This is a genomic window from Rhodopseudomonas palustris, assembly GCF_003591005.1.
Lineage (GTDB): Bacteria > Pseudomonadota > Alphaproteobacteria > Rhizobiales > Xanthobacteraceae > Rhodopseudomonas > Rhodopseudomonas palustris_K.
The window spans coordinates 22,777-48,044 of record NZ_QYYD01000015.1; the positions used below are offsets into that span (position 1 = coordinate 22,777).

28 protein-coding genes are annotated in these 25,268 nt (G+C 65.0%); 18 read left to right on the forward strand and 10 right to left on the reverse strand.

The window, feature by feature from the left end:
* Window positions 1-133: 133 nt before the first annotated feature.
* A complete protein-coding gene (locus tag D4Q52_RS15350) occupies window positions 134-1,003 on the reverse strand; it encodes an amidohydrolase family protein (RefSeq protein WP_119857440.1) in 870 nt (289 codons plus the stop codon).
* A gap of 298 nt (window positions 1,004-1,301) precedes the next feature.
* On the opposite strand from D4Q52_RS15350, the gene ykgO reads away from it, so the two are divergent.
* The 6 genes from ykgO to D4Q52_RS15375 all read left to right on the forward strand — a co-directional run bounded on the left by ykgO (window position 1,302) and on the right by D4Q52_RS15375 (window position 4,506).
* On the forward strand, window positions 1,302-1,427 hold the full coding sequence (gene ykgO, locus D4Q52_RS15355; protein WP_054164123.1) for a type B 50S ribosomal protein L36: 126 nt from the start codon (window positions 1,302-1,304) through the stop codon (window positions 1,425-1,427).
* A 101-nt stretch (window positions 1,428-1,528) separates the two neighbouring features.
* A complete protein-coding gene (locus D4Q52_RS15360; RefSeq protein WP_119857441.1) occupies window positions 1,529-2,200 on the forward strand; it encodes a tetratricopeptide repeat protein in 672 nt (223 codons plus the stop codon).
* Between the two features lie 70 nt (window positions 2,201-2,270).
* Window positions 2,271-3,236 carry an alpha/beta fold hydrolase gene (locus tag D4Q52_RS15365; RefSeq protein ID WP_119857442.1) on the forward strand — a complete coding sequence of 322 codons (966 nt, stop codon included), beginning with the start codon at window positions 2,271-2,273 and terminating at the stop codon, window positions 3,234-3,236.
* A 42-nt stretch (window positions 3,237-3,278) separates the two neighbouring features.
* Complete coding sequence (locus D4Q52_RS15370) at window positions 3,279-3,707, forward strand: OsmC family protein (RefSeq protein WP_119857443.1); 429 nt, start codon at window positions 3,279-3,281, stop codon at window positions 3,705-3,707.
* 126 nt (window positions 3,708-3,833) lie between these two features.
* The gene (locus D4Q52_RS26265; protein WP_147407812.1) at window positions 3,834-4,034 is read left to right on the forward strand and encodes a hypothetical protein; all 201 of its coding nucleotides are present in this window, start codon (window positions 3,834-3,836) and stop codon (window positions 4,032-4,034) included.
* Window positions 4,035-4,068: 34 nt separating this feature from the next.
* On the forward strand, window positions 4,069-4,506 hold the full coding sequence (locus D4Q52_RS15375) for a type II toxin-antitoxin system HicB family antitoxin (protein ID WP_119857444.1): 438 nt from the start codon (window positions 4,069-4,071) through the stop codon (window positions 4,504-4,506).
* A gap of 4 nt (window positions 4,507-4,510) precedes the next feature.
* Here D4Q52_RS15375 and pyk read toward each other — a convergent pair whose 3' ends face one another.
* Complete coding sequence (pyk, locus tag D4Q52_RS15380; RefSeq protein ID WP_119857445.1) at window positions 4,511-5,944, reverse strand: pyruvate kinase; 1,434 nt, start codon at window positions 5,942-5,944, stop codon at window positions 4,511-4,513.
* Window positions 5,941-6,555, reverse strand: a complete 615-nt coding sequence (locus tag D4Q52_RS15385; protein ID WP_119857446.1) for a DUF1036 domain-containing protein — start codon at window positions 6,553-6,555, stop codon at window positions 5,941-5,943. The genes pyk and D4Q52_RS15385 overlap by 4 nt, the downstream gene beginning before the upstream one ends.
* Window positions 6,556-6,737: 182 nt before the next feature.
* Here D4Q52_RS15385 and D4Q52_RS15390 point away from each other — a divergent pair, with 182 nt between their 5' ends.
* Both D4Q52_RS15390 and D4Q52_RS15395 read left to right on the forward strand, forming a co-directional pair.
* Complete coding sequence (locus D4Q52_RS15390) at window positions 6,738-7,031, forward strand: DUF1244 domain-containing protein (protein WP_182915335.1); 294 nt, start codon at window positions 6,738-6,740, stop codon at window positions 7,029-7,031.
* Between the two features lie 209 nt (window positions 7,032-7,240).
* Window positions 7,241-7,513: a DUF2312 domain-containing protein gene (locus D4Q52_RS15395; protein WP_119857447.1), complete on the forward strand. Its 273-nt coding sequence runs from the start codon at window positions 7,241-7,243 to the stop codon at window positions 7,511-7,513.
* A gap of 241 nt (window positions 7,514-7,754) precedes the next feature.
* Here the strand turns inward: D4Q52_RS15395 and D4Q52_RS15400 are convergent, their stop codons facing one another.
* The 5 genes from D4Q52_RS15400 to D4Q52_RS15420 form a co-directional block, all read right to left on the reverse strand.
* The gene (locus D4Q52_RS15400) at window positions 7,755-9,392 is read right to left on the reverse strand and encodes a DUF882 domain-containing protein (RefSeq protein ID WP_119857448.1); all 1,638 of its coding nucleotides are present in this window, start codon (window positions 9,390-9,392) and stop codon (window positions 7,755-7,757) included.
* Between the two features lie 276 nt (window positions 9,393-9,668).
* Complete coding sequence (locus D4Q52_RS15405; RefSeq protein WP_119857449.1) at window positions 9,669-11,840, reverse strand: L,D-transpeptidase family protein; 2,172 nt, start codon at window positions 11,838-11,840, stop codon at window positions 9,669-9,671.
* A gap of 309 nt (window positions 11,841-12,149) precedes the next feature.
* A complete protein-coding gene (locus D4Q52_RS15410) occupies window positions 12,150-13,646 on the reverse strand; it encodes a sigma-54-dependent transcriptional regulator (RefSeq protein WP_119857450.1) in 1,497 nt (498 codons plus the stop codon).
* A 77-nt stretch (window positions 13,647-13,723) separates the two neighbouring features.
* Window positions 13,724-14,368 carry a TerC family protein gene (locus D4Q52_RS15415; protein WP_182915329.1) on the reverse strand — a complete coding sequence of 215 codons (645 nt, stop codon included), beginning with the start codon at window positions 14,366-14,368 and terminating at the stop codon, window positions 13,724-13,726.
* Window positions 14,369-14,537: 169 nt separating this feature from the next.
* A complete protein-coding gene (locus D4Q52_RS15420; protein WP_147407813.1) occupies window positions 14,538-14,834 on the reverse strand; it encodes a hypothetical protein in 297 nt (98 codons plus the stop codon).
* Between the two features lie 203 nt (window positions 14,835-15,037).
* Here D4Q52_RS15420 and D4Q52_RS15425 point away from each other — a divergent pair, with 203 nt between their 5' ends.
* The 7 genes from D4Q52_RS15425 to D4Q52_RS15455 all read left to right on the forward strand — a co-directional run bounded on the left by D4Q52_RS15425 (window position 15,038) and on the right by D4Q52_RS15455 (window position 21,542).
* Window positions 15,038-16,996 (forward strand): M3 family oligoendopeptidase, encoded by a 1,959-nt coding sequence (locus D4Q52_RS15425; RefSeq protein WP_119857452.1) that lies wholly within the window; start codon window positions 15,038-15,040, stop codon window positions 16,994-16,996.
* A gap of 147 nt (window positions 16,997-17,143) precedes the next feature.
* Entirely contained in the window at window positions 17,144-17,368 is a 225-nt protein-coding gene (locus tag D4Q52_RS15430) for an AbrB/MazE/SpoVT family DNA-binding domain-containing protein (protein ID WP_119857453.1), read from the forward strand.
* A 12-nt stretch (window positions 17,369-17,380) separates the two neighbouring features.
* Window positions 17,381-17,776 carry a type II toxin-antitoxin system death-on-curing family toxin gene (locus tag D4Q52_RS15435; protein WP_119857454.1) on the forward strand — a complete coding sequence of 132 codons (396 nt, stop codon included), beginning with the start codon at window positions 17,381-17,383 and terminating at the stop codon, window positions 17,774-17,776.
* Window positions 17,777-18,301: 525 nt separating this feature from the next.
* Window positions 18,302-18,454, forward strand: a complete 153-nt coding sequence (locus D4Q52_RS15440; protein WP_054164495.1) for an aa3-type cytochrome c oxidase subunit IV — start codon at window positions 18,302-18,304, stop codon at window positions 18,452-18,454.
* A 192-nt stretch (window positions 18,455-18,646) separates the two neighbouring features.
* The gene (locus tag D4Q52_RS15445; RefSeq protein WP_119857455.1) at window positions 18,647-19,774 is read left to right on the forward strand and encodes a Re/Si-specific NAD(P)(+) transhydrogenase subunit alpha; all 1,128 of its coding nucleotides are present in this window, start codon (window positions 18,647-18,649) and stop codon (window positions 19,772-19,774) included.
* Window positions 19,775-19,798: 24 nt separating this feature from the next.
* Window positions 19,799-20,122, forward strand: a complete 324-nt coding sequence (locus D4Q52_RS15450; protein WP_119857456.1) for a proton-translocating transhydrogenase family protein — start codon at window positions 19,799-19,801, stop codon at window positions 20,120-20,122.
* 13 nt (window positions 20,123-20,135) lie between these two features.
* Window positions 20,136-21,542, forward strand: a complete 1,407-nt coding sequence (locus D4Q52_RS15455; RefSeq protein ID WP_119857457.1) for an NAD(P)(+) transhydrogenase (Re/Si-specific) subunit beta — start codon at window positions 20,136-20,138, stop codon at window positions 21,540-21,542.
* 169 nt (window positions 21,543-21,711) lie between these two features.
* Here the strand turns inward: D4Q52_RS15455 and D4Q52_RS15460 are convergent, their stop codons facing one another.
* A complete protein-coding gene (locus tag D4Q52_RS15460) occupies window positions 21,712-22,089 on the reverse strand; it encodes a VOC family protein (protein WP_119857458.1) in 378 nt (125 codons plus the stop codon).
* A 177-nt stretch (window positions 22,090-22,266) separates the two neighbouring features.
* Between D4Q52_RS15460 and D4Q52_RS15465 the strand changes: the two genes are divergently transcribed.
* Together D4Q52_RS15465 and D4Q52_RS15470 are read left to right on the forward strand one after the other, a co-directional pair.
* Window positions 22,267-22,554 (forward strand): cupin domain-containing protein, encoded by a 288-nt coding sequence (locus D4Q52_RS15465; RefSeq protein ID WP_119857459.1) that lies wholly within the window; start codon window positions 22,267-22,269, stop codon window positions 22,552-22,554.
* A gap of 147 nt (window positions 22,555-22,701) precedes the next feature.
* On the forward strand, window positions 22,702-23,583 hold the full coding sequence (locus tag D4Q52_RS15470; RefSeq protein WP_119857460.1) for a hypothetical protein: 882 nt from the start codon (window positions 22,702-22,704) through the stop codon (window positions 23,581-23,583).
* 385 nt (window positions 23,584-23,968) lie between these two features.
* Here D4Q52_RS15470 and rpsU read toward each other — a convergent pair whose 3' ends face one another.
* Window positions 23,969-24,259, reverse strand: coding sequence for a 30S ribosomal protein S21 (gene rpsU / locus D4Q52_RS15475; protein ID WP_119857461.1), 291 nt, complete (start codon window positions 24,257-24,259; stop codon window positions 23,969-23,971).
* 274 nt (window positions 24,260-24,533) lie between these two features.
* On the opposite strand from rpsU, the gene aqpZ reads away from it, so the two are divergent.
* Complete coding sequence (gene aqpZ, locus D4Q52_RS15480) at window positions 24,534-25,256, forward strand: aquaporin Z (RefSeq protein WP_119857462.1); 723 nt, start codon at window positions 24,534-24,536, stop codon at window positions 25,254-25,256.
* Window positions 25,257-25,268 lie beyond the last annotated feature (12 nt).

The window sequence follows — 25,268 nt, forward strand, 5'->3', positions numbered from 1 at the left end:
GCCGTCCGGGCACAGGCTCCGCGACGAAGCAATCCAGCGCCGAGCAACTGAGCTTCTGGATGGCTTCGCGGAGCCTGTCATCGGGCGGCGCTTCGCGCCGACCCGTTGGCTCGCAATGACGCAAGCGGATGGCCTAGATTCCTAGCAGTTTCCGCGCGTTCTGCTTCAGCACCTTGGGCCGCACTTCTTCGCGGATCTCGAGCTTGGCGAAATCGGAGAGCCAGCGGTCCGGCGTGATCACCGGCCAGTCCGACCCGAACAACATCTTGTCCTGCAGCAGGCCGTTGATGTAGCGCACCAGGATCGGCGGGAAGTACTTCGGCGACCAGCCCGACAGGTCGATGTAGACGTTCGGCTTGTGGGTCGCGACCGACAGCGCCTCTTCCTGCCAGGGGAAGGACGGGTGCGCTAGGATGATCTTGAGGTCGGGGAAGTCGACCGCGACATCGTCCATATACATCGGGTTGGAGTACTTCAGCCGCATGCCCATGCCGCCGGGCATGCCGGAGCCGACGCCGGTCTGGCCGGTGTGGAACAGCGCGATCGCGCCGCCTTCCTGAATGGCTTCGTACAGCGGATAGGCCATCCGGTCGTTCGGGTAGAAGCCCTGCATGGTCGGGTGGAATTTAAAACCCTTGATGCCGTAGTCGGCGATCAGCCGCTTGGCTTCGCGGACGCCGAGCTTGCCCTTGTGCGGGTCGATGGAAGCGAACGGGATCAGCACGTCGGAATTCTGCCGTGTGATCTCGATCATTTCGTCATTGTTGTAGCGGCGGAAGCCGGTCTCGCGCTCGGCGTCGACCGGGAAGATCACGGCGGCGATCTTCTTGGCGCGATAATACGCCGCCGTCTCCGGCACGGTCGGCGGATGCTTGTGGGGCGACTTGAAGTATTCGGCCATCTGCGCCTGGAAATCGTCGTAGCCGTCGTCCGGGTGCGTGCCGCAGGGCTCCTCGGCGTGGGTGTGAATGTCGATGGCGACGAGATCGTCGGGATTGATCATCGGGCGTTTCCTTCGGGGCCGTCTTGGGGCGGGAGAATTGATTATGGTCTATAACCAATTTTTGAGGCTGTGAAGCGCCGTCGCTCGCGGTATTGCGTGCGACATGCGGGGCCGGCGGCTGTCCGGCAGGGCTGAACTTTCTGGTCCGCAGATGGGGAAGGGCGAACAGGTTCGATTGACAGCCCAGGCCCGGATGGTTAGAAACCGACCGTCCCGGGCGGGCTGCCGCCGGCGGGTAAGGTATGTTTTACACCTTCGGCCAGTCCCAAACGGCCTTTCAAACAGTCAGGATAGACCCATGAAGGTCCGTAACTCGCTGAAGTCGCTGCGTTCCCGTCATCGGGACAACCGTCTGGTGCGCCGCAAGGGCCGCCTCTACGTGATCAACAAGGTCCAGCGCCGCTTCAAGGCTCGCCAGGGCTGAGTCCGAGGCCCGGTTTTTCCGGGCCCATGACGGCTTTCCATCACGCCTGTGTGACGCGCGCGCTGCTTTGCAGCGCGCTGTGCTGCGTCTAGACTTTTCGGATGGTGTTGACCTTCTTGGCTCGTCCGTTGCTGCGCTTCATTGCCGTCTGTGCGGTCTCGTTGCCGTTCGCGGCATATGCGCAGGCGCCTGATGCGCCGCCGAAGAACGCGCCGCCCAAACACCATCTGGAGAAGCCGCTCGAGCAGCCGCCGACGCCGCCGGCCAAGCTGCCCCGCGTCGCGGGCGACCAGACGCGCGGACTGGATTTCCTGTTCGGCGCGCTGAAGGCGGCGCCGGATGAAGCCAGCGCCAAGCACGTCGAAGCGCGGATCTGGGCGCTGTGGACCCAGACCAGCAGCGATACCACCGCGCTGTTGATGGCGCGGTCGAAAGTCGCGATGGATGCCAAGCAGTTCGACGTCGCGGTCAAGCTGCTCGATGCCGTGGTGAAACTTCGTCCCGACTACATCGAAGGCTGGAATCGCCGCGCCACGATCTACTACCTGCAGAACGAATACGCCCGATCGCTCGGCGATATCGAGCAGGTGCTGTCGCGTGAGCCGCGCCATTTCGGCGCGCTGGCCGGGCTCGGCATGATCATGCAGGAACTCGGCGACGACAAGCGCGCGCTCGACGCTTTCCGCAAAGCGCTGGCGATCAATCCGCATCTCGAAAAGGTTCCCGACCTGGTCAAAACCCTGACCGAGAAGGTCGAAGGCCGTGACATCTGAAGCGGCCTGCGAAACATAGTCGCCGCGTCGGCGTAACTGTCGGGTGCGCAAACCTCTCCGGATCCCGACCTTGATCGTTATCGGCGTCGTCGCAATGCTGGCCGCGCTGGCGCTGCTGACGCAGGCCGGTGTGCGATGGATCAACAGCCGGTATCCGCCGCGAGGCGAGATCGTCGCAACGGCGGCCGGCGCAATACATATCGTCGATCTTGGCCCGAAGGACGGCGCAGAACTCCCCGTCGTGATGGTCCATGGCGCGAGCTCGAACCTCAACGCCATGCGCCTTCCGCTCGGCGACGACGTGGCGAAGATCCGCCGGGTCGTTCTCATCGACCGTCCAGGACACGGCTGGAGCCCGCGCGGCTCAGCGCAGGATTCGTCGCTTGCAAGCCAGGCCGGCGCGATTGCGGCTGCGCTGGACCGTCTTGGCATCTCCCGCGCCGTTGTGGTTGCGCATTCGCTCGGCGGCGCTGTTGCCACGCGCTTGGCTCTGGACCAGCCGGAGCGGGTCGCCGGCCTTGTGGTGCTGGCTGGTGCGACTCACCCGTGGCCGGGCGGCGGCGTCGGCCGGCTCAACAAGCTGCTGACGACGCCGCTGATCGGGCCGCTGCTGGCTTACACGATCACGCTGCCGGTCGGGCTGATGCTGGTCGAGCCGGGTGCCCGCAGCGTGTTCTCGCCGCAGACGATGCCGGACGGCTATGTCGACGCAACCGCGACGCCGCTATTGTTGCGGCCACGCGAAATGCTGGCGAACGCACGGGAACTGACCGCGCTGAATGCCGCAGTCGGCGCTCAGGTCCCGCGCTACAAGCAGATTGCAGCCCCGACCATCGTGATCCACGGCGATGCCGACGACGTCGCGTCGCTCGACATCCATTCGCGGGCGCTCGCGGCCGAAATTCCCGACGCAAGACTGGTTGTTCTGCCAGGCGTTGGCCACATGGTGCAGAACGCTGCGCCGGACGTCGTCCAACGCGAAATCGAAGGCCTTGTATCGGCTTTCGTCACCAAATCGCACGCGACAATGCGTTAGCGTTATCCACCAAGTCGTCGACCACCAACCCAGGAGCGATACATGAGCGTGACATCCGGTTCGGCCAAATGGCAGGGCGGTATCAAGGACGGCAAGGGCGCCATCTCGACCAAGAGCGGCGCGCTGGCCGACTATCCGTATGGCTTCGCCAGCCGCTTCGAAGGCAAGCCCGGCTCCAATCCTGAAGAGCTGATCGGCGCTGCGCACGCCGCCTGCTTCACGATGGCGCTGTCGCTGATCCTCGGCGAAGCCAAGCTCACCGCCGAGCAGATGGAGACCAAGGCGGACGTCACGCTGGAAAAGCAGGGCGACGGCTTCGCCATCACCGCGGTGCATCTGACCCTGACCGCCAAGATCCCCGGCGCTGACGATGCCACCTTCCAGGAGCTGGCCGGCAAGGCGAAGGCCGGCTGCCCGGTGTCGAAGCTGCTCAACACCAAGATCACGCTGGACGCGGCACTGGCGAACTAAGCGGCCGGCAACTGATCTCTCGGATGCTGTGAGCGGCATTCGAGAGATCGCATAATCGATCCAGCGGCCACTTGACGCTCGGACAATATTGTCCGAAGATAAGTCCATGTCGAGAATGGTGTCGACATGGACAAGCGTGATCGGTTTATCGCCGAGCTTCGTACAGAGGCCCAAGCTATGGGTCTTCGCTTTCGCGTCGATTATCGCAAGGGCAAGGGCGGTCACGCCATGGTCTATGTCGGCGATCGGCTGACAACGCTGCCCAGCCGAGAAATCGACCCGAAGACCGCAAGAAAGATCCGAAAACAACTTGGTCTCGCGGAATGATCGGCTAGTTCGACTTACTCACGAGGAAATTCCGATGAAGACCTATGCCTACGCGGCCGACTTCGAGCCTGGTGATACGAAGGGCGTTGTCGTTGTCAGTTTCCCGGATGTGCCGGAAGCGATCACGCAAGGCGACGGCATGCTGGATGCGCGCGCTCAGGCGGAGGAGGCTCTTGGTCTCGCGCTGCTGAGCTATCCGCGCCGCGGCCTGCCTCTACCGGAGGCAACGAACAGGCGTAAGTCGTCGATCATAGTCGCGGTCGCTCCCGAAGTTGCAGCGAAACTGGCAGTCCTTGAGGCTTTTGCAGATGCGGGGATCAGCAAGAGCGAACTAGCTCGCCGCATGGAAAAGGATGAAAAAGAGATTCGTCGTCTCCTTGATCCGCGACACGCAACTAAATTGCCGGCCGTAGTCGAAGCGCTTCGGGTACTAGGCAAGCGATTAGTTGTCGGCGTCGAGGAGGCGGCTTAGCGCCTCACACATCCGCGTCGGTCGGGCCCACATACGCAATCCGCACCATGTTGGTCGCGCCGGGGGTGCCGAGCGGCACTCCGGCGACGATGATGACGCGCTGGCCGGATTTGGCGAAGCCGTCGCGGAAGGCGATTCGGCCGGCGCGGTCGACCATATCGTCCTGATCGCGGGCGTCTTCGGCGACCACGCAGTGCACGCCCCACACTGCCGACAGCTTGCGGCCGGTGTTGAGGTTCGGCGTGATCGCCACCACCGGCACTTTCGGCCGCTCGCGGGCGACGCGCAGCGCGGTCGAGCCGGACGACGTCCAGCAGATGATCGCCGATAGATCGAGCGTCTCGGCGATCTGTCGCGCCGCGCCGGCAATGGCGTCGCCGGCGGTCGCCTCGGGCTCCGGTCGCTGCGCGGTTAATACGCCGCGATAAAGCGTGTCGCGTTCGACCTCTTCGCCGATGCGGTTCATCGTCGACACCGCTTCGACCGGATATTTGCCGGCGGCCGATTCGGCCGACAGCATGATGGCGTCGGCGCCTTCATAGACGGCGGTGGCGACGTCGGAGACTTCGGCGCGGGTCGGCACCGGGCTGGAGATCATCGACTCCAGCATCTGGGTTGCGACCACCACCGGCTTGCCGGCGCGCCGCGCCATGCGGGTCATCTGCTTTTGCAGGCTCGGCACCCGCTCAAGCGGCATCTCCACGCCGAGATCGCCGCGGGCGACCATCAGCGCGTCGGAGACATCGAGAATGTCCTGCAGCCGGTCGATCGCCTGCGGCTTCTCGATCTTGGCCATCACGGCGGCGCGTCCGCGGATCATCCGCTTGGCTTCGGCGACGTCCTCGGCGCGCTGCACGAACGACAGCGCCACCCAGTCGATGCCGGTTTCGCACGCTGCTTCGAGATCGGCGCGGTCCTTGTTGGTCATCGCCGACATCGGCAGATCAGTATCCGGCAGGCTGACGCCCTTGCGATCGCTCATCTTGCCGCCGATCACCACGCGCGTCACCGCACGGTCGGGGGATGTTTCTTCGCAGATCAGCCGCACCTTGCCGTCGTCGAGCAATAGCGCGTCGCCGACTTTCAGCGCGGACAGAATCTCGGGATGCGGCAGGCAGACGCGCTCGGCGTCGCCCGGCTCCTTGATCGAATCCAGCACGAAGCTGGCGCCGTTGTTGAGCTGCACCGGGCCGTTGGCGAACGAGCCGACACGCAGCTTCGGCCCCTGCAGATCGACCAGGATGCCGATCGGGCGGCCGTAGCTGCTTTCGACATTGCGGATCGTCTTGACCAGCTCCCGCATCTTGTCGTGCGGCGTGTGGCTCATGTTGATGCGAAACACGTCGGCGCCGGCTTCGAACAGCTTCCGAATCATCGTGCTGTCGGAAGAGACGGGGCCCAGCGTTGCGAGAATCTTGATGCGGCGGAGGCGCCTCATGGCTTCGCCCCGGCGTCGCCCGGCTTGGCCCCGGTGTCCCCGGGGACCGGCGCGGGCGTGACCGGCGCGATGCGGCCCGGCGTCTGCGGGATACCGGGCAGGCCGGCGCCCGGCGGCGAACCGCTCGGCAATCCTGGCAGCTTCTGGGTGTTCTGTTCGTTGCTCTCGGTGAGTTGCACCGTCCAGGCGCGCTGCTCGCCGGTGTCGACCTCGAAGAAGCCGGTGCGATCGAAGCCGCGCGCCAGGCAGTTTTCGGTACCCTTGATGGTGAACTCCTTGTCACGCGAGCACATGAAGGCCTGACCGGACCATTCCCCGCCGCGATCGTAGTCGAGCGCGTAAATGTAGTAATAGCGCGCAACCAGCGTGCCGCGGAGCAGCGTCTCGCAGGCGCGCGACGACACGTTCCACCAGCCTTCAGTCGTCCAGCCGTCGACGTCCTTGTAGCCGAGCGCGATGCCGACCCGGCTCGATGTGTTGTTACACAGCCGGAAGTCGGCTGCGGCCGGCGAGGCGGCCAGCAGCAGCGCGGCGAATGCCAGCGCGGCCGCCGAGATCGTCGGCGCACGGCGTGGTTGTGCGGTGCAGGGATGGGAATCTGTGCTGATCATGCCGGCAAGCTATAACAGAAAGGGTATGGTTTCGCGTGACATGACGGACCTGTCAACGGCCGCGGCCGCAGCTTGCCCGGGCTTCGCGGGATCGAGCGTGGGGTTCTAGGCGGCAGATGTGGCAAAAACGGAGTCAGCGCCCATCTGATCTGGATGGCGGCGTGCACGAGAAGGTGAGTGCGATGGACGACAAGACCCGGACCGAACTCGAAGCCGCGGCGTTTCGCCGGCTGGTGGGGCATCTGCGCGAGCGCACCGATGTGCAGAACATCGACCTGATGAATCTCGCCGGCTTCTGCCGCAACTGCCTGTCCAACTGGCTGAAGGACGCGGCCGACGCGCAGGGCGTGGCGATGACCAAGGACGAGAGTCGCGAGGCAGTCTACGGCATGCCGTATGAGGAGTGGAAGGCGAAGCACCAGAGCGCTGCCACGCCGGCACAGGCCGAGGCGTTCAACAAGACCCACGGTCATTGAGGCAAGCCCAAGGCGCGCATTTCACGGCTTGATGCGTGGCGCGAAAGTCCAGCGGCGAATCTTGGTCGGGCGATTTTGTCTGTGCGTCGCTGTGGACGAGCACGTCGGGTCTTGACGAAAGAGGCCGGCGCGAAGACTGTCCGGCGCAAACGCGGCGCGACGCGACCGTCCCCCGCACTTCCCCGATCATCAGTTTCCAGGAGTGAACGATGGCCACCACTGCTGCCGCCGTCCAAGACGAACCCGCGACCCGATTCGCCAAGGACCAGCTCAAGGCCATCATCGAGCGCATCGAGCGGCTGGAAGAAGAGAAGAAGACGATCTCCGACGACATCCGCGACGTCTATGCCGAAGCCAAGGGCAACGGCTACGACGTCAAGGCGCTGCGCACCATCGTCCGCATGCGCAAGCAGGACGCCAACGAGCGCGCCGAGCAGGAGACGATCCTCGAGACCTACATGCAGGCGCTGGGGATGCTGTGAGGCGAGAGCCTCCTCTCGGCGATTCGAAGCGTCGCTCCTCGAGAAGGACGTCATCACCCGCGTATGCGGGTGATCCAGTATCGCAGAGCATCGATCATCGATCGATGCAGGCGATACAAGCTGGCGCTCTGGAATACTGGGTTGCCCGCCTGCGCGGGCGACGACGGGAAGAGCGCGAGGCGGGCTCAGTGCGCCCGTTCTAACCCGATAAATCAGGGCTCAATCCCGATAACAACCAGACTCAGCGCAGCGCGGCGGTGGTGAAGCTGGTTGTCGAGACCGTGCTGACAGCCGGGCCGCTGAAGGCGTCGGCGAACAGGTCCGGGTGCGGATCGTCGCAGAACGTCATCGTCACGGTGACGGTGGGCTTTGTGAAGTGCTTGCTCAGCAGCGTCATGTCGGCGTCGCCGATCGCAGTGGCGGCGGTGGTGACGGCGCTCGGCATCAGGATCATCGCGCGCATCCAGACGTCGCTGTCCCGGCTGCCGGCGGCGGTGATGCGGGCCGAGTTGGCGACGAGTCCGCCCTTGGCCTGAGCGGTCTTGCCGACCACCGTATCGATCTTGGTCGAGACCACCGGGTGACGGGCCAGCGACGCGGAGCGGATGCCGCTCGGGATCGGGGCGCTCGCGGTGACGACCTGGGGATGTGCCTGCGGCTTGGCAGGCTTCTCCGTCGTGCTCGAGGCGAACGCCAGCGCGTTGAACGGCGACTGCGGATCGGCGGCTTCAACCGCCTGGCGGGCGCTGATCGCGGCGACCTGGGCCGGGCTGGCCTGCTTCGGTGCGACGGGGATGTCGTCCCAGAAGCCGCGGGCGTTGATGATGTCGGCCGGCGTCTGCGGCTTCGACGGATCGGATTTGGCGGTCTGCCTGGCTGCGGGCTTGGCGACCGGGAGCGGCACGTCATCGGCCGCGGACGCGATCTGGATCGGCTGAGGCGCGGCGGCTTGAGCCGTGACCGGCTTGGCGCGCGGCATCGGCACCGGCCCGCTGACCGCCAGCTTGTCCTCGGCGGCCTGAACCTCGGCGACCTTGATGTCCGGCAGCTTGCCGACCGGCTTGGCGCTCGCCGCGGCGGTCGTCGCCGGTGCTGCACCCTCGTCATCCTCGTCCGCCGACTTGTTGCCGCCGAACAGCGCGGTCAGCAGATTCGGCTTCGACGAGCCGGCATCGCTGCCGCTGCCACGGCGCTGGATGTCGGCCATCGCCAGCTCGTAGCCCCGCAGCGGCCTGCCGTCGGTCGGCACGTGCACGGTGCGGCCATCCGGGAACACCCGGGCGAGCTGATCGGGCGTCATCCGCGGCCAATGTCGGATCCGGCCGGTGTCGAGATGGACGAAGGGCGAGCCGGAGGTCGGATAGAAGCCGACGCCGCCGCGCTGCATGCGGAGGCCGGCGAAGCGGATCTTCTCCAGGGCGACGCCCGGGATGAAGAAGTCCATCGCGTGCCCCATGGTGTGCTGGCTGTGCCGCGCGACGCCGGAGGAGCGGCGGCGCAGCATGGCGTTGGTGCCGGGGGAGCGGTAGGCGGAAATGATATGGATCGGCTGCTTGCCGTCGACGTCGCGATAGACTTCCCAGATGATGTCGAACAGCGACCGATCCATCGTGATCTGGTCCTGGCTGCGCCAGTCGCGCAGGAAGTAGTTGAGCTTCTTCAAAGCCTCTTCGTCATAGCGGCCGTTGCGCTTGAAGGTGACGGTGAGGTCTTCGCGGGAATGGGTGTGATGGAAGGAGAGGGTGCGGGTATCGCCGACCGCGGAGGCGTCTTGCACCGAGCCGGCGCCTGCGAGCAGAAGCGCCGAGGTCAAAGCAGCGCCGGTGCCGAATTTGGGCAGCGACAACGATTTCAGACGACGCGCAAGTCCAGCTAGCACGAGAAGCCCCACCAGAAGGACGATCGAACGGGAGCCTGTCTCACCCCAAGGACTTCAACCAAAAGTCCCCGAGACAGGGTGAATCATCATCGGAACGTTAACAGGACCGAGAATGACGCCCGTTTCCCCAAGTCGATCGTCAACCATAAGCTGCGGACTATGGCAAAATAGAGCCCGCTGCCAGTATCCTGATGGAGAATGGTTAATAGAAAGGGCCCATCCGCGGATGAGCCCTTGTTCCATTTCAGCTTTTCGTCTTAACGCGGAACCGATACCTCAGCGCGCGTAGCGCTGCTGGCGCCGATATTCCTGCGGCGGCGCCTGCGGACCGCCGAACAGTCGCTCGAAGAAGTTGAAGCTCTGCTGGGGCCGCGTCGAGCCGGTAAAGTCGCCGGCGACGTTGACGCCGGGCGGCAGCCGGGTCGGACGGGCGTAGCTCGGCTGAGCGTGAGCGACCACGGCCTCGAGGTTCTTGCCCTTGTCGTTCTTCAGCAGCGCCAGCATCGCGGCGTCGCGGCCGTAGATGTCCTTGCGCAGCTGCAGCTTGCCGTCATCGTCGACAAACGCGGTCTGGTAGGTGATGTTGACCGGGATCGCGGTCGGGAAGTTGAGGTTGACCTCGCTGCGGCCGTACATCGAGCGGATCTTGGCCGGCGTGTAGTCCTTCTCCGGCATCGCGATGTTGAGCAGCGCAGCGGCATACTGATCGGGGTTCTGCACCCGCATGCAGCCATGGCTGAAGGCGCGTTCGTCACGGCCGAACAGGTTCTTGTCCGGGGTGTCGTGCTGATACACCAGGAATTTGTTGGGGAAGTTGAAGCGGATGCGGCCGAGCGCGTTGGCTTCGCCGGGCGGCTGCGAGATGTGGATCGAGCCGTCGCGATTCCGCGACATCTTCAGGCCCATGCGGTCGAGCACGGTCGGATCCTGGGCCAGCGCCGGCAAGTACTCGTTATTGATGATCGACGGCGGCACGTTCCAGGTCGGGTTGACGGTGATGTACTTCATCGTCTCCGTCAGCAGCGGCGTGGCGTGCTTGCCGGGCTTGCCGACGACGACACGGGTGGTCCAGACCTGCCCGCCATTGTGCATCAGCTTCAGCGTGTAGTCCGGGATATTGAGGATCACGTAGGCGTTGCCGAGCGAGGCGGCGCCGAGCTGGCGCGGCAGCCAGCGCCAGCGCTCCATGTTCACCAGGATGGTGTCGATGGTGCGGTCACGCTTCGGCGTATTCATCGCCTTGACGGTGCGGTCGTCGAGCACGCCGGTGGCCTTGAGGTCGGCGCTGCGCTGGAATTTGCGCACGGCGTCGGCAACGTCGGCATCGTAGGTGGTGCTGTCCGGATTATGCGCGACGCCGAGCTTGGCGCGCAGTTGCGGCACGCGCGGATCGTCCATCGTCACCTCGGCGCGCTTCTTGCGGGCCGGGACGTATTTCAGCGTCTCGCCATCGGCGATCTTCATCACCGGGCCGTCGCTGTCGCCGCGCAGCTGGGCGAGCTTCTTCTTCAGCTCCTTGTAGAGCTTGTGCGGCGGGTTGTAGCTGTCCAGCGCCGCCGAGGCGTCCTTGGCGGAGGTGACATTGGCCAGCACTTCGGCCGGATCGATCGGGTGCTCCGGATACAGGATGTCTGCCGACACCTGCGACCAGTGCATCCGGCCGCTCTGCGCTTGGCGCGCATAATCCAGCATGCTCCCGGTCAGCCGCAATTCGGCTTCGGCGAGGGTGTCCGGCGTCGTCGCTGCGGCGAAATCGGGCACCGGATAGTCGGTCGGGTCGAGACCGTCCGAGGCGGCATCCTTGAGCCGCGCGATCACGCCCTTGCCCGCGGCGGTCAGCGCGCCTGCGCTGGTCCACACCGGGGCGTACTCACGGGTCTCGTAGAATTTCTCAACTGCGGCGCGCTCGGCCTTGCGGTCGAAATACTTCGACGCCTTTGCGGCCATGGTCTCGCGCAGCTTGTCGGCAACGCCCTGATCGGCGGCCGGCACGGTGCTGGCGGCCTTCTGCGGCTCGGCCGGCTGAGTCGTGGTGGCCTGCTCCTTCGCGGGCTCCTTGGCGGGCTCGGCGGCGGGGGCGGTCGCGGTGGCCGCAGTAGCAGCCGGCGCAGCTTCGGGAGCCGCCGCGGTCGAGGCGGGAGCGGGGGCCGCTTCGGGAGCGGCCGCGCTGTCGGCCTTCGGCTCCGGGCTGGTCTCCGTTTTGGCTTCCGTCTTGGTGTCGGCGGGGACCGCCGGCGCAGCCCCGGTGTCGAGCTTGAAGTCGCCGATCGACGGCGGGGGCAGATCGACCGGCTGCGGCACCGGAACGGCGGCATCGATGGCAAGATCGGTCGCGGATTTCGGTGCGGACTGCGCGATCGCGGAGGTCGCCGATACGGTCAGGAAGGTGGCCGCAACGGCCATCAGCACACCTTCGAATCCACGGCGGCCAGTCAAGTGATCTCGCATTCGTAACACCCCTGGGGAGAGAGCTGCCGGAAGGCAGTTCGTGTTGCTGGATCGACCCGCGCGAGAGGGACGCGGCTGACAATGTTACCGGCGCAAACGATACCAGCGCCTGTTCACAGCAGCCAGCGTTCCGCAGTTTGATTCACGACAAACTGACCAACCCAAGCTACTGCGCGGAGCGGCTGCCGCTCCGGACGCGTGTTTGTGACACGTGTCGCCGGCTTTGTCTGTCACTACGCCGCAACGGTTCGAAAGGTTCCGGTATGGAGGGACCAGAGCCGGCTAAAAGCCCTGATCACGCCACAATGTCTAAGGGGCGTCGTTGGATGCAGCCTGTGCGGCGCGTGCCGCTTCCATCTCGTCGAGCTTGCGGTACAGCGTCGAACGGCCGATCTTCAGCCGCCGCGCGACCTCGGACATTTGGCCGCGATAATGCGAAATCGCAAAGCGGATGATTTCGCTTTCCAGCTCGTCGAGCGGTCGGACTTCGTCGCCGGTCAGCATCGCCAGCTGGCCGTAAGTCGACGCCGGCACGATCGGCGCCTCGTTCGCGGCGACGAATCGCGCTGCGGTCGGCGGCTCGAGAATTAGCGGCTCGCCGTCTGCTTCACCGGTCGGCACGGTCGACGGCGCGCTGGCGAGCGGGAAGTCGTCGAGCCCGAGCTGGTCGGTCTCGCTCATCACCACGGCGCGATACACCGCGTTCTCGAGCTGACGGATATTGCCGGGCCAATCGAGCTGGGCCAGGCGCGCCATCGCTTCGCCGCTGATGCCGCCGATGCTGCGATTTTCCTCGGCGCAGAACCGCACCAGGAAGTGCCGCAGCAGCGGCGGAATGTCCTCGCGCCGGGTGCGCAGCGGCGGCACCGTCAGCGGCAGCACGTGCAGCCGGTAGAACAGGTCCTCGCGGAATTGCCCGGCTTTGACCCGATCGAGCAGCCGGCGATTGGTCGCCGAAATGATGCGGACGTCGACCTTCTGCGGCTTGCGCCCGCCGACCGCTTCGACCGCGCCTTCCTGCAGCGCGCGCAGCAGCTTGACCTGGGCGGCCAGCGGCAGCTCGCTGACTTCGTCGAGAAACAGCGTGCCGCCCGAAGCTTCGACGAATTTGCCGATGTGGCGGTCGGTGGCACCGGTGAAGGCGCCCTTCTCGTGGCCGAACAGGATCGATTCGACGAGGTTGTCGGGAATCGCGCCGCAATTGACGGCGACGAACGGCTTGGCGCGGCGGTCGCTCGATCCGTGGATGGCACGAGCGAACATCTCCTTGCCGACGCCGGATTCGCCTTCGATCAGCACCGGGATCGACGAGCCGGCGGCCTTCTCGGCGGCGCGCAGCACCGCGGCCATCGCCTCGCTGCGGGTGATGATGTCCTTGAAGGTCAGCACGCCATCGCGGGCGTGGCGGATGCGCTGCAGCTCGCCCTTCATAGCGCTGGCGTTCAGCGCGTTGCGTAGGGAGACCTGCAGCCGTTCGATACCGACCGGCTTGACGACGAAATCGTGCGCGCCGGCGCGCATCGCCGACACCACGTTGTCGATGCCGCCATGCGCGGTCTGCACGATCACCGGCACGTTGAGGCCGAGTTCGCGAATCTTGCCGAGCACGCCGAGGCCGTCGAGCCCGGGCATCACCAGGTCGAGCACCACGGCGTCGATCGCGGCCGCATCGGGAGCGGTGAGCAGGGCGATTGCGGCATCGCCGCTATCGACCTGGACGGCTTCGTAACCGCACTTCTGCACCATATTCTCGACGAGCCGGCGTTGCACCGGATCGTCGTCCGCAATCAAAACGCGCTCAACCATTGACGCTCACACAACCCCACGTAGTCCGGGTTCAGATGTCCCGAATTGGTGCACCATGGGGGGCAAGCGTTAATGCTTCATGAAAGGTTCTCAAACGCCGCGAATGCGTGCGGCCATACCTCAAGCCCGCCGCGATAGATCATGTCGAGCGCCACGTAGAGAATGATGGCGAGGCCCACATAGGCGATCCAGCGATGCTTATGGAGCAGCCGGGCGATGAAGCTGGCGGCGAGGCCCATCAGGGCGATCGACAGGCCGAGGCCGAAGATCAGGATGATCGGATGCTCGCGCGCGGCACCGGCGACCGCCAGCACGTTGTCGAGCGACATCGAGACGTCGGCGAGCGTGATCTGCCACACCGCCTGGCCCAGCGTTTTGCTCGGCGCCGCCGCGGTGCCGGCTTCGATCTCCTCCTCGCTGGGGTGCTCGGTGCGCAGCTCGCGCCACATCTTCCAGCACACCCACAGCAGCAGCACGCCGCCGGCCAGCAGCAGGCCGAGGATCTGCAGCAGCTGCACGGTGACACTCGCGAATGCGATGCGCAGCACGGTGGCGGCGATGATACCGATCAGGATCGCCTTGCCGCGCTGCGCCTTCGGCAGGCCGGCGGCGGCAAGGCCGATGACGACGGCATTGTCGCCGGCGAGCACCAGGTCGATCATGATGACCTGCGCCAGCGCGGTCAGGCCTTCCGGCGTGAAAATCGTGAGCAGTTCGTTCATTGGGCCTCTCCGTGAACGTCCAGTCCGACATCACAGTTCGTGCGAACTGCCAGAGGGGCCCGGTCCTTGGACGTCGTGATTGCTGAGTTGTGAGTGCGGAATTGTGACTGGGAAGTCGCGACGTTGAGGTTGTGCTTGGCGGGACGCCGGCGACGCCCCCGGACTTGGTTCATTCAGGCTGACCCGCCGGGACGACGAGCCGTAGCAGCTGGTCGGGATCGATCATGATGGAAACCATGACACCGGCATAAACCAGCACAGCAGCGGCATTCAGGCAGCTCGTCCCGTTGAGGCGACTACGCAGAGAAATACCGATGAGCGCAATGCCCGCTGCAGCGACGAACAGAAGAGATACCACCGCAGGTGTCACAGCATCCGCCGGAACGAGTGTGCGCAGCGCCAGCGTGAGGCCGAGCAGAGCCGCCAGGGCGGCGACGACAGCGATCTTCACGCGATCTGCGGACATGATTTCCTCGAAAGCTCACCACAAGTCGTAGTGGTGGGCCGCACTGCGTTCAAGCGTCGCAGGCGCGCCGCCTTGTCGCAGGGCCGCCCCTCGTCGTGGCCGCTTAGGCCGATGGAACTTCGCCTTGAAAGAGCCGCTTGCGGAGGCCACGTTGTGGCTTGTAGCGTTTTGCAGAGCAATTGAAGCCGTCGACGAAAGTTTCCATGCCGAAAACAGCCACCTCCCGCGTCGCCAAGAAGTCTCCGAAACAATCCGCAAAGCAGTCTGCGAAGCCCTCCGCCAAGGCGGCCAAAGCCGTCAAAACCGGCGCGAAGCCATCAGCCAAGGCGGCCGTCCGCAAGGCCGTTCCGGGCAAGGCGGTCGCCAAGAAAGCCACGCCGCTGAAGGCTGCGAAGCTGCCCGAATGGAATCTGGCCGATCTTTATCCGGCGATTGACGCGCCGGGAGTCGCCGCCGATCTCGACAAGCTCGACGCCGACTGCGCCTCATTCGAAGCGGACTACAAAGGCAAGCTCGCCGAGGAAACGGCGAAGGACGGCGGCGGCGCATGGCTCGCCGGCGCGGTGAAGCGCTACGAGGCGATCGAGGATCTGGCCGGCCGGCTCGGCTCCTATGCGGGGCTGGTGCATGCCGGCGACAGCGTCGATCCGGTGAAGTCGAAATTCTACGGCGACGTCTCCGAGCGGCTGACCGCGGCGTCGATCCATCTCTTGTTCTTCACGCTCGAGCTCAACCGCGTCGACGATGCGGTGCTGGAGCAGGCGATGGAGACGCCGGAGCTCGGCCACTATCGGCCGTGGATCGAGGATCTGCGCAAGGACAAGCCGTATCAGCTCGAGGACCGCGTCGAGCAGCTGTTCCACGAGAAGTCGCAGACCGGCTACGGCGCCTTCAACCGGCTGTTCGACCAGACCATCTCGGCGCTGCGCTTCAAGGTCGGCGGCAAGGAGCTGGCGATCGAGCCGACGCTGAACATGTTGCAGGACCGCGCGCCAGCGACGCGCAAGGTGGCGGCCGAGGCGCTCGCCAAGACCTTCAAGGCCAACGAGCGCACCTTCGCGCTGATCACCAACACGCTCGCCAAGGACAAGGAAATTTCCGACCGCTGGCGCGGCTTCGAGGATGTCGCCGATAGCCGGCATCTCAACAACCGCGTCGAGCGCGAAGTCGTCGATGCGCTGGTCGCCTCGGTGCGCGGCGCTTATCCCAAACTGTCGCACCGCTACTACAAGCTCAAGGCCGGCTGGTTCGGCAAGAAGAAGCTGCCCTATTGGGATCGCAACGCGCCGCTGCCGTTTGCCGCCACCGGCACGATCGGCTGGCCGGAAGCCCGCAACATGGTGCTGACCGCCTACAACGCGTTCTCGCCGGAGATGGCGCGGATCGCCGAGCGGTTCTTCACCGATCGCTGGATCGACGCGCCGGTGCGGCCCGGCAAGGCGCCGGGCGCATTCTCGCATCCGACCACGCCTTCGGCGCATCCCTATGTGCTGATGAACTACCAGGGCAAGCCACGCGACGTGATGACGCTCGCCCATGAGCTCGGTCACGGCGTTCACCAGGTGCTCGCCGCCGGCAACGGCGCGCTGATGGCGCCGACGCCGCTGACGCTGGCCGAAACCGCCAGCGTGTTCGGCGAGATGCTGACCTTCCGCCGGCTGCTCGGAGAGACCAAGAACGCCAAGCAGCGCCAGGCGCTGCTCGCCGGCAAGGTCGAGGACATGATCAACACGGTGGTCCGGCAGATCGCGTTCTACTCGTTCGAGCGGGCGATCCACACCGAACGCCGCAGCGGCGAACTCACCGCGCAGCGGATCGGCGAGATCTGGCTCAGCGTGCAGCACGAGAGCCTCGGGCCGGCGATCGAGATCAAGCCCGGCTACGAGAGCTTCTGGATGTACATTCCGCACTTCATCCATTCGCCGTTCTACGTCTACGCTTATGCGTTCGGCGACTGCCTGGTGAACTCGCTCTACGCCGTCTACGAGCACGCCCAGGAAGGCTTTGCCGAGCGCTATCTCGCGATGCTCTCCGCCGGCGGCACCAAGCACTATTCCGAACTGCTCGCCCCGTTCGGCCTCGACGCCAAGGACCCCAGCTTCTGGGACGGCGGCCTGTCGGTGATCGCCGGCATGATCGATGAGCTGGAGGCGATGGGGTAGGGCCTTCGGGCTGTATTACATCTGTTGAACGGAACGAAAGCTCGTGTTATACAGATGTATGACACGAGCTTTTGTATATTCAGATCGATTTTCAGCAGGCTTGGTTTTCCAACACCCGCAGCTGTGCGCACCCCATGAGAGGCTCACATGAAAATCGAGATCAAGAAGATTGGAAACTCCGACGGCTTGTTGCTGCCAAAGGAGCTGATGCAGCGGCTCGACCTCAAGCGCGGGCAGGAGTTGCACATCACCGAACTGCCAGGCGGTGGCTTTCAGGCTATGCCCTACGATCCGGATTTCGAGCGGACCTTGGAGATCGCCGACGAGGTGATGGACCAATACAAGGACACGCTCGCCGCGCTGGCGAAATGATGGGAGCTGCCCATGAGCGAGCCGTCCGAGCCGCTCTGGATCACCTACGAGCAGGCAATCGCGATGCATGCCCGACAGCTGCGCCGTTTCGGCGGGGCGCCAGGCTTGCGCGACGAAGGCATGCTGCGCTCGGCGCTGGAGCGGCCGATCAACAAATGGCGCTACGAGCAGGCCGAACTGCCTGAGCTCGCCGCCGCCTATGCGTTCGGCCTCGCCCGCAACCACGCCTTTGTCGACGGCAACAAGCGGATCGCCTTCATGGCGATGATGGTGTTTCTCGCCAAAAACGGCGTGCGGTTTGCGCCTGAGCCGGCGCACGCCACGTCGATCATCCTCTCCCTCGCCGCCGGTGAGGTCAGCGAACCATCGCTGACGCGGTGGATCAGGGACAATTGGCCCGACGCCTAGGTCGCCTCCTCATTTAATTGAAGCGCTATCGGCCTTTCCACATGCACTGAGTCCTCATCCTGAGGAGCCCGGCGCAAGCCGGGCGTCTCGAAGGATGGGGCAACGCATCACCTGCGGCCATGGTTCGAGACGGCGCTGCGCGCCTCCTCACCATGAGGTCGTGCTTCTGGCAGAGGCGTGGATGCCCGGCACAAGGCCGGGCATGACGGGGAGGGGGCGGTGGGCAATCGCTATGGCTGAGGTTTTCGGTCGGCCGAAGCACGTGCTCGCGGCCTCAGAATGGTACGTCGGCTCGCTCGATCTGGCTCGCCCACCGCCCCACGGAATAATCACTCAGCTGTAGCAAGTGCCTTGTAGGAGCTTGTTATCGCGGCGTGTTCCGATCACACTAGGGTATGGGAGGAGCGGCTAGACTTTGGGATGAACCCAAAGTGGTTAGGGCTATCATTGCTGCAGTGCCGTTGCTCCCGCAATAAGATTGCGCTAATTGCATCCCCGCTTCTCGAACATTGTCCGGAGAGACGAATGGCAGAGCATCGCGAAGTCGCCTACACGACCGCCGCTGGTAACGACTACGCCGCGCATGAGCAGACCTATGAAGGTTTTATCAAGCTGGTGAAGTACGGCACCGCCGCCGTCATCGTGATCGTGGCGATGATGGCGATTTTCCTGACTTGATTTGTGTTGGAAGGCGCCGCACCACGCGACGCTCTCCTGGGGCTGGTCTCGGCAACGTGGTGTCCGGGGGCCGTCACGGCCAGCTTCTGACCTGAACTGAGCGCGCATCCCGGTTCAAAACCGGTCCCACTTTTGCGGGGTGCGTGCCGATCTCGCTCGCTCACGCGCGTGCTTCGCGCCGCCGGAGGCCTCATGAAGATTGCTGTTGCCAAAGAACAAGACCCTGCCGAGCCGCGCGTCGCTGCGACGCCGGACACGGTGAAGAAACTCAAAGCGCTCGGCGCCGAGGTCGCGATCGAGCCCGGTGCGGGCCTCAAGTCGGGCCTGCCCGACGCCGACTATGCGGCGGTGGGCGCCACCGTCGCGGCCGACGCGCTGAGCGGCGCCGACGTGGTGCTGAAGGTCAAGCGGCCGGAAGCCGCTGAACTGTCCGCCTATAAGCGCGGGGCGCTGGTGCTGGCGATCATGGACCCCTACGGCAACGACGCGGCGCTGAAGGCGATGGCCGATGCCGGCGTCACCGCTTTCGCGATGGAGCTGATGCCGCGCATCACCCGCGCCCAGGTGATGGACGTGCTGTCGAGCCAGGCCAATTTGGCCGGCTATCGCGCCGTGATCGACGGCGCCGAGCAGTTCGGCCGTGTCTTCCCGATGATGATGACCGCGGCCGGCACCGTGCCCGCCGCCAAGGTGTTCATCATGGGCGTCGGCGTCGCCGGCCTGCAGGCGATCGCCACCGCGCGCCGGCTCGGCGCCATCGTCACCGCCACCGACGTGCGCCCCGCCACCAAGGAACAGGTCGAGAGCCTGGGCGCCAAATTCCTCGCCGTCGAGGACGAGGAGTTCAAGAACGCCCAGACCGCCGGCGGCTACGCCAAGGAAATGTCGAAAGAATATCAGGCCAAGCAGGCCGCGCTCACCGCCGAACACATCAAGAAGCAGGACATCGTCATCACCACCGCGCTGATTCCGGGCCGGCCCGCGCCGCGCCTGGTCACCGCCGAAATGGTGAAGTCGATGAAGCCGGGTTCGGTGCTGGTCGATCTCGCGGTCGAGCGCGGCGGCAACGTCGAAGGCGCGCTGCCCGGTCAGGTGGTCGAGACAAATGGCGTCAGGATCGTCGGCTACACCAACGTCGCCGGCCGCGTCGCGGCCTCGGCCTCGAGCCTCTATGCCCGCAACCTGCTCAGCTTCTTCGAGACCATGGTCAATAAGGAGAAGGCGCTCGCGGTTAACTGGGACGACGAGCTGGTCAAGGCGACCGCGCTGACGCGCGACGGCGCCGTGATCCACCCGAACTTCCAGCCGAAGTCGGCTTAACGCGACCGCTTAAGGAGAGTTGTGATGGAGCATGTTGTTCAAGCGGTCGATCCGTTCGTGTTTCGGCTGTCGATTTTCGTTCTCGCCGTTTTCGTCGGCTACTTCGTGGTGTGGTCGGTGACCCCGGCGCTGCACACGCCGCTGATGTCGGTCACCAACGCGATCTCGTCGGTGATCGTGGTCGGTGCGCTGCTCGCTGTCGGCGTGTCGCTGGCCGGCAATGATAACGGTCCGTTGTGGGCGCGCGGCTTCGGCTTCGTCGCGCTGATCTTTGCGTGTATCAACATCTTCGGCGGCTTCCTTGTCACCCAGCGCATGCTGGCGATGTACAAGAAAAAGCAGAAGTGAGTAGGGGCCGTCGATGAGCGCTAATCTCTCCGCATTTCTGTATCTGGTCGCAGGCGTCCTGTTCATTCTGGCGCTGCGCGGCCTGTCATCCCCGGCCACCAGCCGTCAGGGCAACCTGATGGGCATGAGCGGCATGGCGATCGCCATCGTCACCACGCTCGCCGGGCATCCGCCGGCCGATCTGCTCGGCTGGGTCTTGGTGATCGCCGGCATCGGCATCGGCGGCGCCATCGGCGCCGTCATCGCCAAGAAGGTGCCGATGACCTCGATGCCCGAGCTGGTCGCCGCCTTTCACTCGCTGGTCGGCATGGCGGCGGTGCTGGTCGCCGCCGGCGCGTTCTACGCACCCGGCGCGTTCGACATCGGCGAGCGCGGCAACATCCACGCCCAGAGCCTGATCGAAATGTCGCTCGGCGTCGCAATCGGCGCGCTGACATTCACCGGCTCGGTGATCGCCTTCATGAAGCTGTCGGGACGGATGAGCGGTGCGCCGATCATCCTGCCGGCGCGGCATGCGGTGAACATCGCGCTCGGCGTGCTGATGTTCGCGGCGATCGTCTACATGGTGATCACGCAGAGCGAAGTGGCGTTCTGGGTCATCACCGCCGTCGCCCTGCTGCTCGGCATTTTGATCATCATCCCGATCGGCGGCGCCGACATGCCGGTGGTGATCTCGATGCTCAACTCCTATTCGGGGTGGGCCGCAGCCGGCATCGGCTTCACGCTCGGCAACTCGGCGCTGATCATCACCGGCGCGCTGGTCGGCTCCTCGGGTGCGATCCTGTCCTATATCATGTGCAAGGGCATGAATCGCTCCTTCATCTCGGTGATCCTCGGCGGCTTCGGCGGCGAAACCGCCGCGGCTGGCGGCGGCGCCGGCGGCGAACAGCGCCCGGCCAAGCTCGGCTCGGCGGACGATGCGGCCTTCATCATGAAGAATGCCTCCAAGGTCATCATCGTGCCGGGCTACGGCATGGCGGTGGCGCAGGCCCAGCACGCGCTGCGCGAAATGGCCGACACGCTGAAGAAGGAAGGCGTCGAGGTGAAGTACGCGATTCATCCGGTCGCCGGCCGTATGCCGGGCCACATGAACGTGCTGCTCGCCGAAGCCAACGTGCCCTACGACGAGGTGTTCGAACTCGAGGACATCAACTCCGAGTTCGCCCAGTCGGACGTCGCCTTCGTGATCGGCGCCAACGACGTCACCAACCCGGCCGCCGAAGACGATTCGTCGTCGCCGATCTACGGCATGCCGGTGCTGCAGGTCTGGAAGGCCGGCACGGTGATGTTCATCAAGCGGTCGCTCGCGTCGGGTTATGCCGGCATCGACAACCCGCTGTTCTATCGCGACAACACCATGATGCTGCTCGGCGACGCCAAGAAGATGACCGAGAACATCGTCAAGGCCATGGCGCACTAAGCGCCGGCGCTGAGCCAGAAACGAAACGCCCGGCTGTGAAGCCGGGCGTTTTTGTTTGGCCACTCACCTCTCTCCGTCATTGCGAGGAGCGAAGCGACGAAGCAATCCAGTGCCGCGTGCGGGGCTCCTGGATTGCTTCGCTTCGCTCGCAATGACGGGGATAGGTCTTTCACCCCATCGGATGCATCACGCAGAGCTTGTTGCCGTCAGGGTCGCGCAGGTAGGCGAGGTAGAGTTTTCGTTCACCCATCGCGCGGATGCCGGGCGGGTCCTCGCAGGGGGTGGCGCCGATGGCGACGCCGGTGGCGTGCCAGGCGTCGGCTTCTTCCTTCGATTTGGCGAGGAAGCCGATGGTGCCGCCGTTGGCGGCGGTCGCCGGCTCACCGTTGATCGGCTTCGACACTGCGAATGTCCCGGTCTTGGTCCGGTAGAAGATCCGGTGCCGGTCGACCACCGCCGGCGCCACGCCGAGCGTGCCGAGCAGCTTGTCGTAGAACGACTTGGCGGCGTCGAGATCGTTGGTGCCGATCATGATGTGCGAAAACATGGCGCTCCCTTTTCTTGGTTGTTGTCTCATCGCGAAGATGACGCGCGGATCATACCGATCCGGCGCGGTTTGGCGAGATGCGAGCGATCGGTCCCGCGCTCGGCTTGGCACGTGCACCGGAGGCGGCGGATTCATGGTATCCCTGCAGGGTGCACTCCGATCAGGAAGGACAAGACCATGCCGCTCGCCGCCACCTCCAATGTTCAGATCGACAATGACGAGGTGCGGGTCACCGAGTGGCGGCTGGCGCCCGGCGCCGCTACCGGCCATCACACCCACGGCATGGACTACGTCATCGTCCCGGTGGCGGACGGCGACATGACCATCGTAGCGCCGGATGGCAGCCGCTCGATCGCCAAGCTGAAAGCCGGCCAGTCGTACTTCCGCAAGGCCGGCGTCGAGCACGACGTGCTCAATGAATCCACAGCCGAGATCGTATTTCTCGAGGTCGAGCTCAAGGCTTAACCGCGCGTTAAGGCGCTGGGCAGAGCTATAGACGGGCGGCGCGGCGGGGCGTCGGGCGGGCGCGTCCGATGTCACCGAGAGGTCGCAGTTGATCCCTGAATCAGCCTCAAATATCGAGCATCAAGCGCACGGGGAAGAGGCCCGTCCATGCTGAAATACATCACCGAAAAACTCATCGGGCAGATCCTGCCGTCGGTGGTTGCCACCGTGCTCGGCGCCTATGTGGTGAACGTCTACATCGTCAAGCCGAACACGGCGCCGGCCGCGCAGGAAGCCCGCACGGATTCGGCCAGGGCCGAGCCGGCGAAGCCGGCCGCAGCGGCGCCGGCGATGAGCGCAGCGATCCCCGACCCCGAGAAGGCCGACTTCATCAAAGCCGATCCGGGCAAGGCAGAGTCGAAGGCCAGGATCGCCGACAAGCCGTCGCTGCGACACACCATGACGCGTGACAAGGCGTCGGCCGACAAGCTCGCCTCCGACAAGGCGGCTGCCGAGAAGGCTTCAGCCGACAAGGCGCTGGCCGAAAAGGCTGCCGCCAAGCCCGCCGTTGCGACCGCCGCGTCCGAGCCCAAGGCGGCGGACGAGCGCCGCGAAGCCGCACGCGATGCCAACGACGTGGTCCGTGCCGCGGTCGAGCGGCTGCGCGCCGCCGAATCGAGCAAGCCTGCGATGGATGTTGCAGTCCGCGCGCCCGAGGCGCTGAAGGCGCCGGAGACGGTCAAGGCCGCCGAGCCGCCGAAGACCGAAGCACTGCGGGTTCAGGAACCGCCGCGCAGCACCGGCGCACTGCAGCCGCTGCCGCCCGCGGTGAACGTCGCCGGGCCCCCCGTGAATGCGACCGCCGGAACCAGCATCATCGCCGACGCGCCCGCGCCGCGGACAGTGGATGCGAGCTACGACGCGTCGCGCGTCACCCCGCCGGCCGACATCCCGACCGCGATCGAATCAGTTCCGGTTAAGAAGCCATCGGTGGTCGACGACGTGCTGTTCGGCGCCAAGTCGGTGTTCCACGCGGTGCTGCCGCGTTAGAGGTTGTGTTCTGGCGGTGTCGGAGCCGCCATTGAGACGTCTCCAAGCACAGCCTCATGGTGAGAGGCGCGAAGCGCCGTCTCGAGCCATGAGTCCCTCATGCAGTGTGGCAGCATCCTTCGAGACGCCCGGCTTTGCGGGGCCTGCTCACAGCCTGACCGAAAACGCGCCCTTCAGATTTAGGCACTTTCGTTTCCACGCGTCATGCCCGGCCTTGTGCCGGGCATCCACGCCTTGTTGACGGAAATGCTGAAAGGCGTGGATGGCCGGGACAAGCCCGGCCATGACGGAATTCGTGAGCAAACCCACCGATAATAGCGGCCGAAACGCAAAACGCGGGCGCAAGGCCCGCGTCTGGAAACAGATCGTAGAAGCTGGCTGAAGATCAGCGCGGGCCGCGCGGCGCACCGGCGCCAGCGCCTGCAGCGCCCGGGCGACGGTCGGCGCCGAAAGCCGGCTTCGGCTTCATCGGCAGCAGGCCTTCGCGCTGCAGCTTCTTGCGGGCCAGCTTGCGGGCGCGGCGAACGGCCTCGGCCTTTTCGCGGGCCTTCTTCTCGGACGGCTTCTCGTAGTGGCCGCGGAGCTTCATCTCGCGGAAAATGCCCTCGCGCTGCATCTTCTTCTTGAGCGCCTTGAGAGCTTGATCGACGTTGTTATCGCGAACGAGAACCTGCACGCGGCATCCTCTTTGACATGGACCGATTTGTTGGGTCGGATTTGAATTTCTGAAAAAGGCGGGACCGACAAACGGCCAGGCCCTCAGCCTTGAGCGCGCGGATATATCAGATCGGTGTGGGCATGTCCACAGGGCCCGGCGGGGCCTCTGGGTAACTCGTCACCGTTGAAAGATCTTTCCGAATCTTTTCTGGTGGAACCCGGCGGAACACCGGCCCACTCGGCTCCTGATTTCACGGGGGCGGATCAAGAATTGCCACAGAGGAGCGCCGAACATGAACTTGCAGAAGTATGCAGCCGAATTTATCGGCACGTTCTGGTTGACCTTCGCGGGATGCGGGAGTGCCGTGATTGCGGCGGGCTTCCCACAGGTCGGCATCGGTCTGGTTGGCGTGTCGCTCGCCTTCGGCCTCAGCGTGATCACCATGGCGTATGCGATCGGGCACGTGTCCGGAGCGCATCTCAACCCGGCTGTGACCCTCGGTCTGGCCGCGGGCGGCCGGTTTCCGCCGGGACAGATCGTTCCCTACATCATCGCTCAAGTCGTCGGTGCCGTCGTTGCCGGCGCCGTCTTGTACGTGATCGCAAGCGGCACTGCAGGTTTCGATCTTGCCAAGGGGTTCGCCTCGAATGGCTACGGCGCGCATTCGCCGGGCGGCTACAGCCTGACAGCCGCCCTGGTCAGCGAAGTCGTGATGACCATGATGTTTCTGTTCGTCATCATGGGCGCCACCCACGGCAAGGCACCGGCCGGGTTCGCGCCGCTCGCGATCGGGCTGGCGCTGACGCTGATCCACCTGGTCAGCATTCCGGTCACCAACACGTCGGTCAACCCGGCGCGCAGTACCGGCCCGGCCTTGTTCGTCGGCGGCTGGGCGATCCAGCAGCTCTGGCTGTTCTGGGTGGCGCCGGTGATTGGCGGCGTTCTTGGCGGGTTGCTGTATCGCTGGCTCAGCCCCGATACGCCCTCCGGCATCATCGAGGGCAATCGGAGCTGACTTGTGCTGATC

Coding starts and splice junctions, on each gene's coding strand:
- D4Q52_RS15385 (WP_119857446.1), bottom strand. CDS start 6,555: ATGATCAGCACAGATTCCCATCCCTGCACCGCACAACCACGCCGTGCG.
- D4Q52_RS26265 (WP_147407812.1), top strand. CDS start 3,834: ATGGACAAGCGTGATCGGTTTATCGCCGAGCTTCGTACAGAGGCCCAA.
- D4Q52_RS15435 (WP_119857454.1), top strand. CDS start 17,381: ATGAGCGAGCCGTCCGAGCCGCTCTGGATCACCTACGAGCAGGCAATC.
- D4Q52_RS15360 (WP_119857441.1), top strand. CDS start 1,529: ATGGTGTTGACCTTCTTGGCTCGTCCGTTGCTGCGCTTCATTGCCGTC.
- D4Q52_RS15460 (WP_119857458.1), bottom strand. CDS start 22,089: ATGTTTTCGCACATCATGATCGGCACCAACGATCTCGACGCCGCCAAG.
- D4Q52_RS15415 (WP_182915329.1), bottom strand. CDS start 14,368: ATGAACGAACTGCTCACGATTTTCACGCCGGAAGGCCTGACCGCGCTG.
- D4Q52_RS15405 (WP_119857449.1), bottom strand. CDS start 11,840: ATGCGAGATCACTTGACTGGCCGCCGTGGATTCGAAGGTGTGCTGATG.
- D4Q52_RS15440 (WP_054164495.1), top strand. CDS start 18,302: ATGGCAGAGCATCGCGAAGTCGCCTACACGACCGCCGCTGGTAACGAC.
- D4Q52_RS15445 (WP_119857455.1), top strand. CDS start 18,647: ATGAAGATTGCTGTTGCCAAAGAACAAGACCCTGCCGAGCCGCGCGTC.
- D4Q52_RS15455 (WP_119857457.1), top strand. CDS start 20,136: ATGAGCGCTAATCTCTCCGCATTTCTGTATCTGGTCGCAGGCGTCCTG.
- D4Q52_RS15395 (WP_119857447.1), top strand. CDS start 7,241: ATGGCCACCACTGCTGCCGCCGTCCAAGACGAACCCGCGACCCGATTC.
- D4Q52_RS15370 (WP_119857443.1), top strand. CDS start 3,279: ATGAGCGTGACATCCGGTTCGGCCAAATGGCAGGGCGGTATCAAGGAC.
- D4Q52_RS15425 (WP_119857452.1), top strand. CDS start 15,038: ATGCCGAAAACAGCCACCTCCCGCGTCGCCAAGAAGTCTCCGAAACAA.
- pyk (WP_119857445.1), bottom strand. CDS start 5,944: ATGAGGCGCCTCCGCCGCATCAAGATTCTCGCAACGCTGGGCCCCGTC.
- D4Q52_RS15420 (WP_147407813.1), bottom strand. CDS start 14,834: ATGTCCGCAGATCGCGTGAAGATCGCTGTCGTCGCCGCCCTGGCGGCT.
- D4Q52_RS15390 (WP_182915335.1), top strand. CDS start 6,738: ATGGACGACAAGACCCGGACCGAACTCGAAGCCGCGGCGTTTCGCCGG.
- D4Q52_RS15465 (WP_119857459.1), top strand. CDS start 22,267: ATGCCGCTCGCCGCCACCTCCAATGTTCAGATCGACAATGACGAGGTG.
- D4Q52_RS15450 (WP_119857456.1), top strand. CDS start 19,799: ATGGAGCATGTTGTTCAAGCGGTCGATCCGTTCGTGTTTCGGCTGTCG.
- D4Q52_RS15410 (WP_119857450.1), bottom strand. CDS start 13,646: ATGGTTGAGCGCGTTTTGATTGCGGACGACGATCCGGTGCAACGCCGG.
- ykgO (WP_054164123.1), top strand. CDS start 1,302: ATGAAGGTCCGTAACTCGCTGAAGTCGCTGCGTTCCCGTCATCGGGAC.
- D4Q52_RS15350 (WP_119857440.1), bottom strand. CDS start 1,003: ATGATCAATCCCGACGATCTCGTCGCCATCGACATTCACACCCACGCC.
- D4Q52_RS15470 (WP_119857460.1), top strand. CDS start 22,702: ATGCTGAAATACATCACCGAAAAACTCATCGGGCAGATCCTGCCGTCG.
- aqpZ (WP_119857462.1), top strand. CDS start 24,534: ATGAACTTGCAGAAGTATGCAGCCGAATTTATCGGCACGTTCTGGTTG.
- D4Q52_RS15430 (WP_119857453.1), top strand. CDS start 17,144: ATGAAAATCGAGATCAAGAAGATTGGAAACTCCGACGGCTTGTTGCTG.
- D4Q52_RS15375 (WP_119857444.1), top strand. CDS start 4,069: ATGAAGACCTATGCCTACGCGGCCGACTTCGAGCCTGGTGATACGAAG.